Below are 14,654 nucleotides of genomic sequence, written 5' to 3'. Positions count from 1 at the left end.
CGGCGCGGGTGATGCGGCATGAGCGGGACCGTGCGGCCAAGCGCCATCTGCGGCCTGCTGTATTGCGGCGACCGGACGGAACGGCATGCCAATGTGGGCACGGGCGGCGGCGATCCGCTGCTGCTCTATGTCCGGAACGCGCTGACGCTTGCGGGCTCGCTGCGGCAGCATGGCCAGGCCTTTACCCTGCTGGTCAACGATGCCGCGCGGGTCGACGCCCTGGTGGCGCAGGCCGGCGGCACCGGATCGGTCGCGGTCGAGGAGGTCGCCTTCACGCTGGACGTGCCACCGGGTGTCCGGTTCTATTCCGCGCACTTTAAGCTGGAGCTGCTGCGGCTGTTCGCCGAAGGGCGCTTCGGCCCGTTCCCGGCGCTGCTGGACCTGGATGTGGTCGCGTTGAAACCGCTGGAGTTTCCCGACCGGCCCGGCCTGTGGGCCTATGACATCGCGCACGAGATCCTCGGCGGCCCGAAGCACCGGGCGGCCATCGCCAGCCTGGAGCAGGTCGCGCGCGTGCCGCTGGATACGCAACGCTGGTTCGGCGGGGAGTTCCTGGCCGGGCGCCAGGCGGATTTCGCCGGCCTGTGGCAGACGGTCGCGCACCTCTGGCCCACCTATCGCGATGCGGTCGGCAGCGACATGTATCACAGCGGCGACGAGATGGTCCTGTCTGCCGCGCTGAACCGGCTGATCGACAATGGCTATGCCCTCAACGATGCGGGCGCCGCCGGTCTGGTGGCACGCTGGTGGTCGGTTCCGATGACGCGCCGGCTGGGGCGGCTGGCCGATGCGCAGCAATGCGCGATCCTGCATCTGCCCGCAGACAAGCACCTGCTGGCCCGCCCGGCCGCCGGACCCTTCGTTCCTGCCGCCTTCATGGCCGAGCTGCGCGCCGATGTGGCACGCCGGCGCAAGGGCCTCCGCAACACCATTCGCGCCATTGCGCATCACCTGAAGGGGCGCCGCTTCGCCCCGCTGCTGGACTGACACGAACATGCTGCACATCAACGACCTTCATGCCGAGATCGACGGCAAGCCGATCCTCAAGGGCCTGACCCTCAGCGTCAATGCGGGCGAGATCCACGCGATCATGGGACCCAACGGCGCCGGCAAGTCGACACTGGCCTATGTGCTGGGCGGCCGTCTCGGATATGAGGTGACGGGCGGATCGGTCACGCTGAACGGCGCGGACCTGCTGGACATGGATCCGCACGAACGCGCCGCCGCCGGCATGTTCCTGGGCTTCCAGTACCCGGTGGAGATCCCCGGCGTCAGCAACGTGCAGTTCCTGCGCGAGGCATTGAACGCGCAGCGCGGCGCCCGGGGCGAGACCCCGCTGTCCGGCGGCGAGTTCCTGAAGCTGGCGCGGGAAAAGGCCGCGCTGCTGCGGATGGACATGGAGATGCTGAAGCGCAACGTGAATGTCGGCTTCTCCGGCGGCGAGAAGAAGCGCGCGGAGATGGTGCAGATGGGCATCCTGGATCCCAGCTTCGCCGTGCTGGACGAGACCGACAGCGGCCTCGACATCGATGCGCTGCGGGTGGTGGGCGACGGGATCAACACGATCATGCGCGCGCCCCACAAGGCGGTGCTGCTGATCACCCACTACCAGCGCCTGCTCGATTACGTGCGCCCCGACTTCGTGCACGTGCTGGCCGCCGGCCGCATCGTCACCAGCGGCGGGCCGGAACTGGCACAGCGGCTGGAAAGCGAAGGCTACGAGGCGGTGGCGTGATGGCGACACTTCCCACCACCCGTGACGAAAGCTGGCGCTACGCCGATGGCGCGGTGCTGGCGAACCTGGACCCGGACGTGCTGGACCAGTGGGACGACTTCACCGTGGACCCGGGCGAGACCGCCCGCCGCGTCATCGTGGCCGGTGGCGCCGGGCCGGAGCTGATCCGGGTGCGCGTCAGCGTGGGTGACGGCGCCACGGCGGAGCTGTTCGGTGTGGTGGCCGGCGAGGCCTACGCCCGGCTCGAGGTTGTCGTCTCGCTCGGCAAGGGTGCGCATTTCCAGTTCGGCGGCGTCACCATCGGCGGCGGCAATGCGGTGCGTGAGATCGTGACGCGCATGGACCATGCGCTGCCCGACGCCACCAGCGACCAGGTGATCCGTGCTGTCCACTGGGGCACCGCGACCGGCAATTTCCTGGGGCGGATTGACGTGGCGCGCCACGCGCAGAAGACCGATGCGGCGCAGGACTTCAAGGGCCTGATCCTGGAACGCGGCGCGGCGACCAATGCGCGGCCCGAGCTGGAGATCTATGCCGACGACGTGAAGTGCGCCCACGGTGCCTCCATCGGCCAGCTGGACGAGGGCGCACGGTTCTACATGGCGGCACGCGGCCTGCCGCCCGAACTGGCGCGCAAGCTGCTGGTGCAGGCCTTCATCGGCGATGCCTTCGCCGCGCTGGAGGACGAGGACGAGCAGGCGCGGCTGATGGACGTGGCGCTGGCGGCGCTGGGGGACCGGTCATGAGCAGCATGGCGCCGGCCCTGTCTGTCACGAGTGCGCGCAAGGCCGACTTCCCCGGCATGCGGACCGCCAGTGGCGCGCCGTGGCACTATCTCGACACCGCCGCCACCTCGCAGAAGCCGCAGGTGGTGATCGACGCGATGACGCGCGCGATCGGGGCCGACTACGCCACCGTGCATCGCGGCGTCTATGGCCGCTCCGCCGACATGACGCTGGGCTACGAGGCGGCCCGCCGCCGTGTTGCCGCGTTCATCGGCGGGCGGGAGGACGAGCTGGTCTTCACCCGTGGCGCGACCGAGGCGATCAACCTGGTCGCGCATCAATGGCCCACCAGGGGCCGGGTGCTGCTCTCCGCTCTGGAGCATCACTCCAACATCGTGCCGTGGCAGCTGGCCGGCTGGCAGGTGGATGTCTGCCCGCTGACCGCCGATGGCCGGATCGACCTGGACGCTGCCGAACGGATGCTGACGGCGGAGCACCGGATGGTGTCCTTCGCCCATGTGTCCAACGTGCTAGGCAGCGTGCTGGACGCCCCCCGGGCAGCGGCACTGGCGCACGATGTCGGCGCGCTGCTGCTGCTGGATGGCTGCCAGTCGGCCCCCCGGCTGCCGGTCGACGTGGCGGCGCTGGACTGCGACTTCTATGCCCTGTCCGGCCACAAGCTGTACGGTCCAACCGGGATCGGTGCACTGTGGGGCCGCAGCGAGCTGCTGAACCGGATGCCGCCCTGGCAGGGTGGCGGCTCGATGATCGACAAGGTCACCTTTGCCGCCAGCACCTACCTGCCGGCACCCACCCGGTTCGAGGCCGGCACCCCCGCCATCGTGGAGGCGATCGCGCTGGCGGTGGCGTGCGACTATGTCGACGGGATCGGCCGTGACGTGATCCATGCGCACGAGACGCAGCTGGTGGCGCAGTTGCGCGACGGGCTGCGGCAGTTCGACGACATCACCCTGTTCGGACCGGAGGACAGCGCCGGCATCGTATCCTTTGCGATGCACGGGGTTCACCCGCACGATCTGGGCACCATATTGGATGAAGAGGACGTCGCCATCCGCGCCGGGCACCATTGCGCCCAGCCGCTGATGGAACTGCTGGACGTGCCGGCCACGGCCCGGGCCAGCTTCGGCCTCTACAGCGACGAGGACGACGTCGCCGCGCTGCTGCGCGGCATCGCGCGGACCAGAAGGATTTTCGGATGACCCCCGACGAACAGCAGCTCGCCAAACCCCCCCGCGCCCGCGTGTCGGATGCGGACCTGCCCGCGCCCGAGCCAGAGCCGCGGCAGAAGGATTACCTGTCCGGCTTCCTGGCGCAGAAGCCAGCGGAGCAGCCGGTGGGCGAGCCCGGCGGCCAGATGTACGATGCCGTGATCGAGGCGTTGAAGGACATCTTCGACCCGGAGATCCCGGTGAACATCTACGATCTGGGGCTGATCTACGGCGTGGACGTGACGGCGGATGCCGACGTGGCGATCACCATGACGCTGACCACGCCGCATTGCCCGGTGGCCGAGACCATGCCGGGCGAGATCGAGATGCGCGTGGGCGCGCTGCCCGGCGTGCGCGATGCGCAGGTCAACGTCACCTGGGATCCGCCATGGGATCCGTCCAAGATGACCGACGAGGCCCGCCTCGAACTGGGGATGCTGTGATGGCGACGACCGCACCTGTCCGCGCCCGGCCTGCCGCGGTGAACCTGACGCCGTCAGCCGAGGCACGCATTGCCGAGCTGATGGGCAAGGCGCCCGAAGGATCGATCGGGGTGAAGCTGTCCACCCCGCGGCGCGGCTGTTCGGGGCTGGCCTATTCGGTCGACTATGTCAGCGCCGAAGCCGCCTTCGACGAGAAGATCGAGACCCCCGGCGGTACCTTCTACATCGATGGCGCCAGCGTGCTCTATCTGGTGGGCAGCACGATGGACTGGGTGGAGGACGACTTCACCGCCGGCTTCGTGTTCACCAACCCCAATGCCAAGGGCGCCTGTGGCTGCGGCGAAAGCTTCATGGTGTAGCCCGCGCCGCGGGGGGCTGGACCTAGCCCCGCGCCAGCGCGGCCACGCAGGCCGCGCGATCGACTTCCTGCCCGTCACTCGCGCGGCGGGCATCCACCCAGGTGGCGACCGGCTCCGCCCCCTGGCGCAAGGGATACAGGAACACGTCCAGCACGCAGGCGCTGCTGCTGAACTGCAGCTTGCGCATGTCGCCTTCGCGCACGTCGAGCCGCGGCTGGCCGAACTGCCGGACCAGCGTGGCTCCATCCCGTTCGATCACCCGCTCCAGCCCGGCGAGGCGCTGCACCTGCGGTGCCAGGAAGCCGGTCTGCGGCGGCGGAGCCGGGCGTGTGGGCGGCGGCACCTGCGTCTGCACGGGCGGACGCGCCGGCGGGCGCGAGCCGCCATTGCCGGCCTGCGGGATGGTGGTGCAGGCTGCCAGGCTGGTCAGCAACAGGGGGGCAAGAAGGCGAGGGGTCATGATTTGTCCAGCTTGCGATGCAGCAGGTGAGTGGCCGCCGCTGCCCCTAGCAGCGGGGCGATGAACGCAACACCCGGCACGGCCAGCAGGACCGCGATCATGCCGCCCAAAAGGAACCGTTCGGCGCGGCTGAACGGGGCGGGCTGACCGGCATCGGCGCGATGCCGCAGCCACACCATGTCCTGCAGTTCGCGCCCCACCAGCACGGCGTTCACCAGCAGGAACAGCGCCAGCGTGCCAACCCCTGTCACCAGCAGCGCCAGCGCGACCGGCAGCACCAGCAGGTTCGCCAGCAGCGCACGCCCCGCACCCGCCAGCGCCACGCGCGCCTGGGTGGGCAGCGACGGGTCGCGCGCGGTCTGCGCGGCATGGGGATAGTGCCGCTGCTCCACCAGCGCGACCACCTCGTCCGCATAGAAGGCGATCACCGCCATCGCCACGATCCGCCAGCCGAGCCACAGGCCGAGGCCGACCAGCAGCACCGACAGTGCGGCGCGCAGCGGGCCGGCGCCGGCGAACAGCGCATCCTCCAGCCCCAGCGTGGCGAACAGCCAGTCCAGCGCCCACCAGCCGCCGCCCGCCAGCAGCGCGAACAGCAGCAGCGACACGGCCAGGCTGCGCGCCAGGATGGCCAGCACGCGGGGGCGGGCCAGTTCGCGCAAGGCGAGCATCAGGGATCGGATGACGAGCAGCATACGGGGTTGCGATTGCGCGGGCGGCAGGGCAAGTCAACGCCCGCCGGGCAGGCCTGCCACGGCGTCTCCCTTCTCAGCTGTGTGGAATCTCAATGTCCGAACCCCGCTACGATGTCATCGCCATCGGCAACGCCATCGTTGATGTCATGGCCCCGGCCGAAGATGCGCTGATCGCCCGGCTGGGCCTGAACCGTGGCGGCATGACGCTGGTGGACGAGGCACAGGCCGACACGCTGTACGATGCGATGGGTCCGGCGCGGGAGATCTCGGGGGGGTCCGCCGCCAACACGCTGGCCGGGCTTGCCGCGCTGGGCGCGCGCTGTGCCTTCATCGGCCAGGTGGCGGACGACCAGCTGGGTGCCGTGTTCGCGCACGACATCCGCGCCGGCGGCATCGACTTCGACACGCCCGCCCGCGCCGGCGATCCGGCCACCGCGCGCTGCCTGATCTTCGTCAGCCCGGACGGGCAGCGGACCATGAACACCTTCCTGGGCGCCAGCCAGTTCCTGCCGGCCGAGCTGATCGACGAGGAAGCGATCGCCGATGCCCGCGTGCTGTATCTGGAAGGATATCTGTGGGATCCGGAGGAGCCCCGCGCCGCCATGCGCCGGGCGATCGCCACGGCCCGGGCCGCGGGCCGGCTGGTGGCATTCACCCCGTCGGAAGAGTTCGTGATCGCCCGCCATGGCGACGATTTCCGTGCGCTGATCGCGGACGGGCAGATCGATATCCTGTTCGCCAACCAGGGCGAGCTGGCCGCGCTGACGGGCGAGGCGGAGCTCGATGCCGGGCTGGCGCAGCTGAGCCCCAGGGTGCCGGTGCTGGTAGTGACTCGCGGGCCGGACGGGGCCGTGGCGCTGGTCGACGGCGTGCGGGCGGAAGTCGCGGCGGAGCCGATCGCGCGGGTGGTCGACACGACGGGCGCGGGCGACCTGTTCGCCGCCGGCTTCCTGTGGGGCCATGTGCAGGGCGACGATCCTGCAACCTGCCTGCGGCGGGGCGCGATTGCCGCGGCGGAGATCATCGGCCATTACGGCGCCCGTACGGAGGTGAACCTAAAGCAGCTGATGGCCGAGCGGCTGGGCTGAGCCGTCCGGGTCCTGCGGCCGCCTCTGGCCTTGCGACTGGCTTGCAGATAAGGTCGGCCGCATGACGGGGTCGGATGCGGAACGGGTCTTCGAACGGGCGGATGCCTTCCGCAAGGTGCGCGAGGCGCACCAGACGGAGATGGCGGAGGATTATGTCGAGCTGATCGGCGACCTGATCCGCCAGCATGGCGAGGCGCGCCTGACCGACATCGCCGACAATGTCGGCGTGACGCAGGCCACCGCCAGCAAGGTGGTCGCCCGCCTGCGCCGTGACGGGCTGGTGGAGAACCGCCGCTACCGCTCCATCTTCCTCAGCGAGGCCGGGCAGGCGATGGCCACCATGTCGCGCGCCCGGCACCAGGTCGTGTTCGACTTCCTGCGCGCACTGGGCGTGGACGAACCCACCGCGCATGAGGATTCCGAGGGGATGGAGCATCACGTCAGCGAGACGACGCTGGGCAAGCTGCAGGCGCTGACGGCCGAACTGCGCGCCCGGAACCCGCAAGCGGACAGCTGATCCCGCCGCCGGGACCATGCCGCGGATTCAGCCGCCGGTAACCACCCGCCTTCACCCGCCCTTCGCTCCGCCGCTGCTACCGCCGGCCGGAATTTGCAGGGGGGAGGCAGCATGGCGGGTGGCGGCAGGGGCAGGGTGATCGGCGCGGTGGCGGCGCTGGCGCGACTGGCGATGGCCATCGGCATAGGCTGCCTGGTGTTTTCCGCGGCCGTGGCGCTGGTGCTGGCCGATCGCGCCACGCCGGCCACGCCCGAACTGGCGGCAGGCCTGGGATTGCTGGGCGCATTATGGACTTCGGCCGGTCTGGTGGCGGAAGGGCTGGTCCGCCTGGCCGACGGGCGCGGGCCGAAGCCGACCGCTCCGGTACCGCCGTCCTGGCACAACCAGCCATCCGGCCGGGGTCCCCGGCACAGCCGGCCCCGGCGTGTGCCGGTGCGTCAGCCGCAGACGGGATGGTGGACCGTGCTCGGCGTGGCGGCCGATGCGCCCCGCGCTACCTGTGAAAGCGCCGCGCGCAGCCTGTTGCGGCAATGCCACCCTGATCGCTGGGCCACCGCCGAACCGGTCCTGCGCCAGCAGGCGGAAGGGCGCACCCGCACCATCCTGCAGGCTCTTGCGGAGGCGCGGGCATCGGCGCGCTGAGACTTATGTGACGGTCTGGCGCAAACTAGGCCTCCTCGCGCGCCACCTCGCGCCAGCCGATATCCCGGCGGCAGAAGCCGTCCGGAAATGCGATCGCATCCACCGCGCGGTATGCCGCAACCTGCGCCGCCCGCACATCCGCCCCGCTGGCGGTGACGTTCAGCACCCGGCCGCCGGCCGCGACCAGCGCGCCGGCATCGTCCAGCGCGGTCCCGGCATGGAACACCTGCGCGCCCGTCGCCTCCGCCGCGTCCAGCCCGCCGATCGTGCCGCCCTTGCTGGGCACACCGGGATAGCCGCTGGCGGCCAGCACCACGGTCAATGCCGGGTCGGGTGCAAATCCGGGCGGGGGCAGGTCGCCCAGCCGCCCTTGCGCGCAGGCCAGCAGGTACTCGCCCAGATCGCTCTGCAGCCGCAGCATCAGCACCTGACATTCCGGATCGCCGAACCGGCAGTTGTACTCGACCAGCTTGGGGCCATGCTCGGTCAGCATCAGCCCGGCATACAGCACGCCGCTGTACGGCATTCCTTCCGCGGCCATGGCCACCACCGTCGGCCGGACGATCGCTTCCAGCGCTTCGGCCTGCAGTTCGGGCGTCAGGACACGGGCGGGGCTGTAGGCGCCCATGCCGCCGGTGTTCGGGCCGATGTCGCCATCACCCACCCGCTTGTGGTCCTGCGCGCTGCCGAAGGGCAGGATGTGCGTGCCGTCGGTGATGGCGAACAGGCTGACCTCCTCGCCCGCCATGAATTCCTCGATCACCAGCGCCGCGCCGGCATCGGCGAACATGTCGGCAATGGCCGCCTCGGCATCGGCGCGGGTTTCGGCGATCACCACGCCCTTGCCCGCGGCCAGGCCATCGGCCTTCAGCACGAATGGCGCGGTGAACCGGTCCAGCGCGGCCAGCGCGGCACCGGCGCTCTCCACCCGGACATAGCCGGCAGTGGGGATGTCATGCCGGGCGCACAGATCCTTGGTGAAGCCCTTGCTCCCCTCCAGCTGCGCCGCGGCCTTCGACGGGCCGAACACCGCCACGCCGGCATCGCGCAGCGAATCGGCCAGCCCGTCCACCAGCGGGGCTTCCGGCCCCACGACCACGAGCCCGATCGCCTCGGCCGCGCAGAAGGCGACCACGCCGGCATGGTCGGCCATGTCCAGCGTCACCAGCGTCGCATGACGCGCGACGCCGGGATTGCCCGGCGCGGCGAACAGCCGGCCGCCATCATCCAGCAAGCGGGATTGCGCCAGCTTCCATGCCAGCGCATGCTCGCGCCCGCCCCCACCCAGCAGCAGGATATTCATGCCCGGCCCCACTTCCTTTTTCGACGACAACGGCGAACCCGCCGCCGGGCTGGTAGCGAAGGGCAAGCCGGGCGACAATTCCGCGCCCCTGACCATTACCGAGATTTCCGGCCTGCTGAAGCGCACGGTGGAGGACCGTTTCGGCCATGTGCGCCTGCGCGGCGAACTGTCGGGGGTGAAGCGCGCCGCCAGCGGCCATCTGTATTGCTGCCTGAAGGATGACGGCGCGATCATCGACGGGGTGATGTGGCGCACCGGCGCGCAGCGTCTCGGCTTCGTGCCGGAGGACGGGATCGAGGTCGTCGCCACCGGCAAGCTGACCACCTATCCCGGCCGGTCGAAATATCAGGTCGTGATCGACAGCATGGAGATCGCGGGCGAAGGCGCGCTGCTCGCCCTGCTGGAGAAGACCCGCAAGCGGCTGGAGGCCGAAGGGCTGTTCGCGGCGGAACGCAAGCGGGCGCTACCCTTCATGCCGCGGGTGATCGGCGTGGTGACCAGCCCCACCGGCGCGGTGATCCGCGACATCCTGCACCGGCTGGCCGACCGCTGCCCGACGCATGTGCTGGTGTGGCCGGTGCTGGTGCAGGGGCAGGGCGCCGCCGCCCAGGTCGCCGCTGCGATCGAAGGATTCAACGGCATGCCGGCAGGCGGCCGGATTCCGCGGCCCGACCTGCTGATCGCGGCGCGCGGCGGCGGATCGATCGAGGATCTGTGGACGTTCAACGAGGAGGTCGTGGTCCGCGCCATCGCCGGTTCCGCCATCCCCACCATCAGCGCCGTCGGGCACGAGACCGACACCACCCTGGCCGACCATGCCGCCGATCGCCGCGCACCCACGCCCACCGCCGCGGCCGAGATCGCCGTGCCAGTGCTGCGCGAATTGGCCGCCACGCTGGACGAGTTCGCCTTCCGCCAGCGACGCTGCGCGTTGCGCCCGGTGACACTGGGACGCGAACGGCTGGAGGCGCGCGTCGCCCGCCTGCCGCAACCGCAGGCGCTGGCCGCCGCCGCGCAGCAGCGGCTGGACGATGCGGGCGAGCGCCTGCGCCGCGGGCTGGCCGACCGCGCCACCGCCGCGCGCCACCGCCTGGCCGACGATGCGGCGCGGCTGTCACTGTCGCTGCTGCGCGAACGGGTCCGCTCCGCCGGGCGCGATCTTGCCGCTACCCGCCTGCGCCCGGAACTGCTGACCCGCGAATTGCAGGTACGCCGCCAACGGCTCGATGCGCTGGACCGGGTGCGGCGGCAGCTGGACCCGAAGGCACCGCTGCAACGTGGCTATGCGTTGGTGCATGCCGCGGGCCATGCCGTGGTCGCCAGCCGCGACCTTGCGGCCGGCCTGCCGTCGCTGGTGCTGGAATTCGCCGACGGCACGCTGGACGTGATCCCGCAGGACACGCCCGGTTCGTCGCGACGCAAGCCCGCCCGGTCGCCCGCCGGTGCTGCAACGCAGCAGCCAAAATTGCTTTAAGGGGCGGCCGGCGCTAGATCGGGGCCATGCTGATGAAGTCCGGCGACGAGCCCGCCACCCTGATCTACGGCCCCAACGGCTTCCGCATGGTGCGCCCGGGCCGCTTCGTGCCATGCGCCGTCAGCGGCGAACCCATCGACCTGGAGGAGCTGCGCTACTGGAGCGTGGAGCGGCAGGAGGCTTATGCCAGCGCCGCCATCGCCACCGCGCGCCTGAGCGGGCAATCCTGATCCGGTCCCTGCCATCCGCCGCGCCGCTGCTGGCGCTGGCGGCCTGCGTGCCGGCCGTGCCCGGTTCGCCGGCGCCACAGGCCTCACCCCAGCCTGCCGCTGCCACCGCGCTGCGCCCCGCGCCTGTCACGACGCCATCCTCGGCCCCGGCCGGCCCCGCCAGCTTCACCTTCGCCGGCGAATTGACCCAGGGCGGCTGGTTGCGCGGGCAGGCGCCCGGCGGCACGGTGTCGGCGCAGATCGATGCGGAACCGCTGGTGCTGGATGGCGATGGCCGGTTCTTCGCCGCGCTGGACCGTGACGCGCCGGCGGAGGCGCGGCTCACCGCGACCCTTGCCGATGGCCGCATCGTGGAACAGGCGCTGGCGGTGGCGCCGCGCGCGTGGGACATCCAGCGGGTGAATGTCGCCCGCACCGCCGGCATCCCGTCCGACAGCTTCGCCGCCCGCCGCGCGCCCGAACTCGCCGCCATCGTGGCCGCGCGGGCAGCGGATACCGGTGCGCAAGGCTGGCGGCAGGACTTCGTCTGGCCGGTGACCGGGCGCATCTCCGGCCGGTTCGGATCGCAGCGGATCTATCGGGGGGAGCCGGGCAGCTACCATTCCGGCCTCGACATCGCGCCGGGGCCCGGCACGCCCTATGTCGCGCCAGCCGATGGGGTGGTGGTGCTCGTCGCCGCGCAGCCCTTCAGCCTGGAAGGCAACCTGCTCATTGTGGACCATGGCGCCGGGCTCAACAGCGCGTTCCTCCATTCGCAATCGATCGCCGTCAGCGAAGGGCAGCAGGTGCGCCAGGGCGAGGTGCTGGGCCGCGTGGGTGCCAGCGGCCGCGCGACCGGGCCGCACCTGCACTGGAGCCTGATGTGGCGTGGGCGCCGGCTCGATCCCTTGCTCTTCCTGCCGCCACAGGGCTGAGGCGCCCCGATGCGGGTGCGCAACCGGCGCTGGCTGCGCCTGATCCCGCTGGCGCTGCTGGCGCTGCTGGTCGCGCCAGGCACCTGGTGGCGCGATCAGCCGCTACCCCCGGGGGAACCGGCCTTCTTCACCGTCAGGTCATTGCAGTTGCAGCAGCCTCGCGATTGGCCGGCAGGGCTGCGGCTGGTCGATGGCTGGGTGCTGTCCAGCCGGCATCCCGGCTTCGGTGGCTATTCCGCGCTGCTGCCGCTGCCGGGCGGCCGGCTGCTGGCCTATAGCGACCGGGGCGACTTCCTGGCCTTCCCCAGCCCTGCGGGGCCGCCCGGGCCGGGCTGGATCGGCCAGGTGCCGCGGGACCCGGCCGCCTTCTCCATGTCCTGGGATTTCGAGGCCGCGACCCGCGATCCGCGTACCGGGCGCCGCTGGCTGGGGGTGGAGGGCGGCAACGGCATCCGCCGGCTGGATGCGCAAGGCCGTCCGGATGGTGTGGTCCAGCCGCGCCAGATGCGGCACTGGCCGCGCAACCAGGGGCCGGAGGCGCTGGTCCGCCTGCCCGATGGACGGTTCATCGTGCTGGCGGAGGGCAGCCCGGGGCGCGAGCCGCGCACCAGCGAGGCGCTGCTGTTCGCCAGCGACCCGGTGGAGGGCGGCGAGGGATTGCGCTTCCGCTTCCCGCGCCGCGGTCGGTACCGCCCCACGGACATGGCCGTGCTGCCGGACGGGCGCGTGGTGATCCTGCAGCGCAGCCTCACGCCGGGCCTGCCGCCCTTCGGCGCGCTGCTGGCGGTGGCCGATCCGGCGACGATCCGGCAGGGGGAGCCATGGCGCTGGCAGGAGCTGGCAACGCTCACCCCGGCCCTGCCGCGGGAGAACTATGAAGGGCTGGCGATTACCCCGGCAGCAGATGGCGGGTACCATCTGTGGGTCATTTCCGACGACAATCAGAGCCCGGTGCAGCGTACCCTGCTGCTGCAACTGCACTGGACGGGGCGCTAGGCACCCACGCCCAGGTGACCGGGTCCGAACGCTTCGGGCAACAGGGCGGACAGGACCAGGTCGCGCCGGTCGCCGCCACCGGCACAGGTGACGGACGGGTCCGCCCCGTCCAGGCTGGCCAGTTCGTGCAGCACCTGCCGGCACCGGCCACACGGGACGGGCACGGCCGTCTCCGCCGCCACGGCCACCGCCACCAGCCCGCCACGGCGCCCTTCGCCCAGCGCCCGTGCCACCGCCACCGTTTCGGCACACAGCGACAGGCCGTAGCTGGCATTTTCCACATTGGTGCCGGTCACCACCGCGCCATCGGCGAACAGCAGCGCGGCACCCACGCGGAACCGGGAATAGGGGGCATAGGCGTGGGTCAGCGCACCTTGCGCCACCACCAGCAGATCGTCGTGCGTCATGGCCGCAGCCCTAGGGCTGCGCCACCACCCAGCGCAAGGGCGCGTCCGCCGCTTCGCTGCGATAGGCGTCATTGGCGGTCCACAGGGTCCACGGCCGGCCGGCATAGCCCGGCTGCAGCCAGTCCCCCGTCAGCCACAGCCCGCGATCGAACCGCCCGGCCAGCGCGTGCCGTTCCTCGAACTCCGGGCTGATCGCCAGAATCGCGGGCGCGCCAGCGTGGCGTTCGATCTGGTTCAGGAAGGTGGTCAGTTCCCCCTCCAGCCCGGCCGCCGCGACCGGGTCGGCGCAGGTATCGGCGCTTTGCGTCAGCGCCACGGCCGGCGGCAGCAGGCGCGGATCGCGCGGCACGGTGATCACGAAATTGGCCGCCTGCGAATCTGCCGGGGCGCATGGATCATACAGATGCAGCGCGCCCATGCTGAGACCCGCCGCCTGTCCGGCCGCCAGCCCTTGCGCGAAGCGTGGATCACGCCCGGTGGCCCCGCGGCTCGCCTCCAGATAGGCGAAGCGGGCGCCGGTGGCGGCCAGCACCCGCAGGTCGACAGGGCCGTCGCCAGCCCCCAGCAGCACGCCCTGGACCGGGAAGGCGGTGGGGTCCGGCGTCCAGTGCACCGCCTGCCACCAGCCCCAGGCCGCCGCGGGCACGCACAGCAGCACTGCCGCCAGCGCCACCTGCCAGCGGCGCGCCTGCCACCATGTCGCCCTGCGTCCCATTCAGCCGCCCTGCCGCAAAGCCGTGAACAAGCGCTTACCCTCGGCGATCCGGCTCAACCCTTGATGTGCAGGACGCAGATCAGCGTGAACAGCCGGCGCGCAGTGGCGAAATCGGCGTCCACCTTCCCCTCTAGCGCCTCCTGCAACTGGCGGGACCCGCGATCGTGGATCGCACGCCGGGCCATGTCGATCGTCTCGATCTCCTGCGCCGAAGGGTTGCGCACCGCCTTGTAGTAGCTGTCGCAGATGGCGAAATATTCGCGGATGTCGCGGCGGAACCGCGCCAGGCCCAGGCCGATCGCGCCCGCCTCGACCCCGACACCATCGCTGATCCACAGGTCCAGCCGGCCATCGGCGACCGACAGCCGCAGCGACCAGGGCCCGGCATGTCCCTGCTCCACCGCGCGCAGCGGCACGAAATGGTTGTCCGCCACCAGGTCGGTCATCGCGGCCACGCGCTCCCGCTCCACATCCTCGCTGCGCCACAGGATGGTGGAATCGTCCAGTTCGATATGGGCGATGCGATCGGCGGTGAGGGCTGTATCTGACATGGGGCCGGGTGCTTTCGCAAATTGGCGGGGTTTAGGCAATTCGGGTGGTAATGGGTGTACCGGCGCCGCGTTCCGTCACCCGGGTCCGTCCACAGCTTGTCCACAGCCTGCCAACAGGGCTGTGCGCCAGACGGCCATTGCCGCCCGCCCCGCCAGCGGGCACATCGCGGG

General features: G+C 71.2%; 19 protein-coding genes. 13 read left to right on the top strand and 6 right to left on the bottom strand.

All coding sequences use genetic code 11. The annotated features are described in order from the left end of the window. Positions 1 to 18: 18 nt before the first annotated feature. Genes PK98_RS12305 through PK98_RS12280 form a run of 6 tightly spaced genes read left to right on the top strand, consistent with a single transcriptional unit; the run spans position 19 to position 4,491 of the window. Positions 19 to 987 (top strand): hypothetical protein, encoded by a 969-nt coding sequence (locus PK98_RS12305; RefSeq protein ID WP_039097166.1) that lies wholly within the window; start codon positions 19 to 21, stop codon positions 985 to 987. 7 nt (positions 988 to 994) lie between these two features. Further along, positions 995 to 1,735, top strand: a complete 741-nt coding sequence (gene sufC, locus PK98_RS12300; protein ID WP_039097165.1) for a Fe-S cluster assembly ATPase SufC — start codon at positions 995 to 997, stop codon at positions 1,733 to 1,735. Beyond that, positions 1,735 to 2,481 carry a SufD family Fe-S cluster assembly protein gene (locus PK98_RS12295; RefSeq protein WP_039097164.1) on the top strand — a complete coding sequence of 249 codons (747 nt, stop codon included), beginning with the start codon at positions 1,735 to 1,737 and terminating at the stop codon, positions 2,479 to 2,481. The genes sufC and PK98_RS12295 overlap by 1 nt, the downstream gene beginning before the upstream one ends. After that, positions 2,478 to 3,680, top strand: a complete 1,203-nt coding sequence (locus PK98_RS12290) for an aminotransferase class V-fold PLP-dependent enzyme (RefSeq protein ID WP_081996221.1) — start codon at positions 2,478 to 2,480, stop codon at positions 3,678 to 3,680. Before PK98_RS12295 ends, PK98_RS12290 begins: the two co-directional genes overlap by 4 nt. Further along, positions 3,677 to 4,132 carry an SUF system Fe-S cluster assembly protein gene (locus PK98_RS12285; protein ID WP_039097163.1) on the top strand — a complete coding sequence of 152 codons (456 nt, stop codon included), beginning with the start codon at positions 3,677 to 3,679 and terminating at the stop codon, positions 4,130 to 4,132. The genes PK98_RS12290 and PK98_RS12285 overlap by 4 nt, the downstream gene beginning before the upstream one ends. Then, positions 4,132 to 4,491, top strand: a complete 360-nt coding sequence (locus PK98_RS12280) for a HesB/IscA family protein (protein ID WP_039097162.1) — start codon at positions 4,132 to 4,134, stop codon at positions 4,489 to 4,491. The genes PK98_RS12285 and PK98_RS12280 overlap by 1 nt, the downstream gene beginning before the upstream one ends. A 22-nt stretch (positions 4,492 to 4,513) precedes the next feature. Here PK98_RS12280 and PK98_RS12275 read toward each other — a convergent pair whose 3' ends face one another. Next, the gene (locus PK98_RS12275; RefSeq protein WP_039097161.1) at positions 4,514 to 4,951 is read right to left on the bottom strand and encodes a hypothetical protein; all 438 of its coding nucleotides are present in this window, start codon (positions 4,949 to 4,951) and stop codon (positions 4,514 to 4,516) included. Next, complete coding sequence (locus PK98_RS12270; RefSeq protein ID WP_039097160.1) at positions 4,948 to 5,646, bottom strand: EI24 domain-containing protein; 699 nt, start codon at positions 5,644 to 5,646, stop codon at positions 4,948 to 4,950. The genes PK98_RS12275 and PK98_RS12270 overlap by 4 nt, the downstream gene beginning before the upstream one ends. A gap of 92 nt (positions 5,647 to 5,738) precedes the next feature. Between PK98_RS12270 and PK98_RS12265 the strand changes: the two genes are divergently transcribed. From PK98_RS12265 to PK98_RS12255, 3 genes are all read left to right on the top strand, one after another. Further along, positions 5,739 to 6,734: an adenosine kinase gene (locus PK98_RS12265; RefSeq protein WP_039097159.1), complete on the top strand. Its 996-nt coding sequence runs from the start codon at positions 5,739 to 5,741 to the stop codon at positions 6,732 to 6,734. A gap of 61 nt (positions 6,735 to 6,795) precedes the next feature. Continuing rightward, a complete protein-coding gene (gene mntR, locus PK98_RS12260; protein ID WP_039097158.1) occupies positions 6,796 to 7,251 on the top strand; it encodes a manganese-binding transcriptional regulator MntR in 456 nt (151 codons plus the stop codon). Positions 7,252 to 7,362: 111 nt separating this feature from the next. Beyond that, positions 7,363 to 7,893 (top strand): J domain-containing protein, encoded by a 531-nt coding sequence (locus tag PK98_RS12255; protein WP_039097157.1) that lies wholly within the window; start codon positions 7,363 to 7,365, stop codon positions 7,891 to 7,893. A gap of 25 nt (positions 7,894 to 7,918) precedes the next feature. Here the strand turns inward: PK98_RS12255 and purD are convergent, their stop codons facing one another. Next, positions 7,919 to 9,196 (bottom strand): phosphoribosylamine--glycine ligase, encoded by a 1,278-nt coding sequence (purD, locus tag PK98_RS12250; RefSeq protein WP_039097156.1) that lies wholly within the window; start codon positions 9,194 to 9,196, stop codon positions 7,919 to 7,921. Between purD and xseA the strand changes: the two genes are divergently transcribed. Genes xseA through PK98_RS12230 form a run of 4 tightly spaced genes read left to right on the top strand, consistent with a single transcriptional unit; the run spans position 9,195 to position 12,810 of the window. After that, positions 9,195 to 10,670, top strand: a complete 1,476-nt coding sequence (xseA, locus tag PK98_RS12245) for an exodeoxyribonuclease VII large subunit (RefSeq protein ID WP_039097155.1) — start codon at positions 9,195 to 9,197, stop codon at positions 10,668 to 10,670. The genes purD and xseA overlap by 2 nt on opposite strands. Before the next feature lie 26 nt (positions 10,671 to 10,696). Beyond that, on the top strand, positions 10,697 to 10,900 hold the full coding sequence (locus PK98_RS12240; RefSeq protein ID WP_039097154.1) for a DUF2093 domain-containing protein: 204 nt from the start codon (positions 10,697 to 10,699) through the stop codon (positions 10,898 to 10,900). Positions 10,901 to 10,956: 56 nt separating this feature from the next. Next, the gene (locus tag PK98_RS12235; protein WP_200885068.1) at positions 10,957 to 11,814 is read left to right on the top strand and encodes a M23 family metallopeptidase; all 858 of its coding nucleotides are present in this window, start codon (positions 10,957 to 10,959) and stop codon (positions 11,812 to 11,814) included. A 9-nt stretch (positions 11,815 to 11,823) separates the two neighbouring features. Beyond that, positions 11,824 to 12,810 carry an esterase-like activity of phytase family protein gene (locus PK98_RS12230; RefSeq protein ID WP_052208625.1) on the top strand — a complete coding sequence of 329 codons (987 nt, stop codon included), beginning with the start codon at positions 11,824 to 11,826 and terminating at the stop codon, positions 12,808 to 12,810. On the opposite strand, the gene PK98_RS12225 is transcribed toward PK98_RS12230, so the two are convergent. From PK98_RS12225 to PK98_RS12215, 3 genes are read right to left on the bottom strand one after another with little or no spacing between them, the layout of a single operon-like run. Continuing rightward, complete coding sequence (locus PK98_RS12225; RefSeq protein WP_039097153.1) at positions 12,807 to 13,217, bottom strand: cytidine deaminase; 411 nt, start codon at positions 13,215 to 13,217, stop codon at positions 12,807 to 12,809. The two genes, PK98_RS12230 and PK98_RS12225, sit on opposite strands and share 4 nt — an antisense overlap. A gap of 10 nt (positions 13,218 to 13,227) precedes the next feature. Beyond that, positions 13,228 to 13,932, bottom strand: coding sequence for a glycoside hydrolase family 25 protein (locus PK98_RS12220; protein ID WP_039097152.1), 705 nt, complete (start codon positions 13,930 to 13,932; stop codon positions 13,228 to 13,230). A gap of 53 nt (positions 13,933 to 13,985) precedes the next feature. Then, positions 13,986 to 14,483 (bottom strand): UPF0262 family protein, encoded by a 498-nt coding sequence (locus PK98_RS12215; protein WP_039097151.1) that lies wholly within the window; start codon positions 14,481 to 14,483, stop codon positions 13,986 to 13,988. Positions 14,484 to 14,654 lie beyond the last annotated feature (171 nt).

Source organism: Croceibacterium mercuriale, assembly GCF_000802385.1.
Lineage (GTDB): Bacteria > Pseudomonadota > Alphaproteobacteria > Sphingomonadales > Sphingomonadaceae > Croceibacterium > Croceibacterium mercuriale.
The sequence above is the reverse complement of the archived record's forward strand: the minus strand, read 5'-3'. Positions and strand labels throughout refer to the sequence as shown.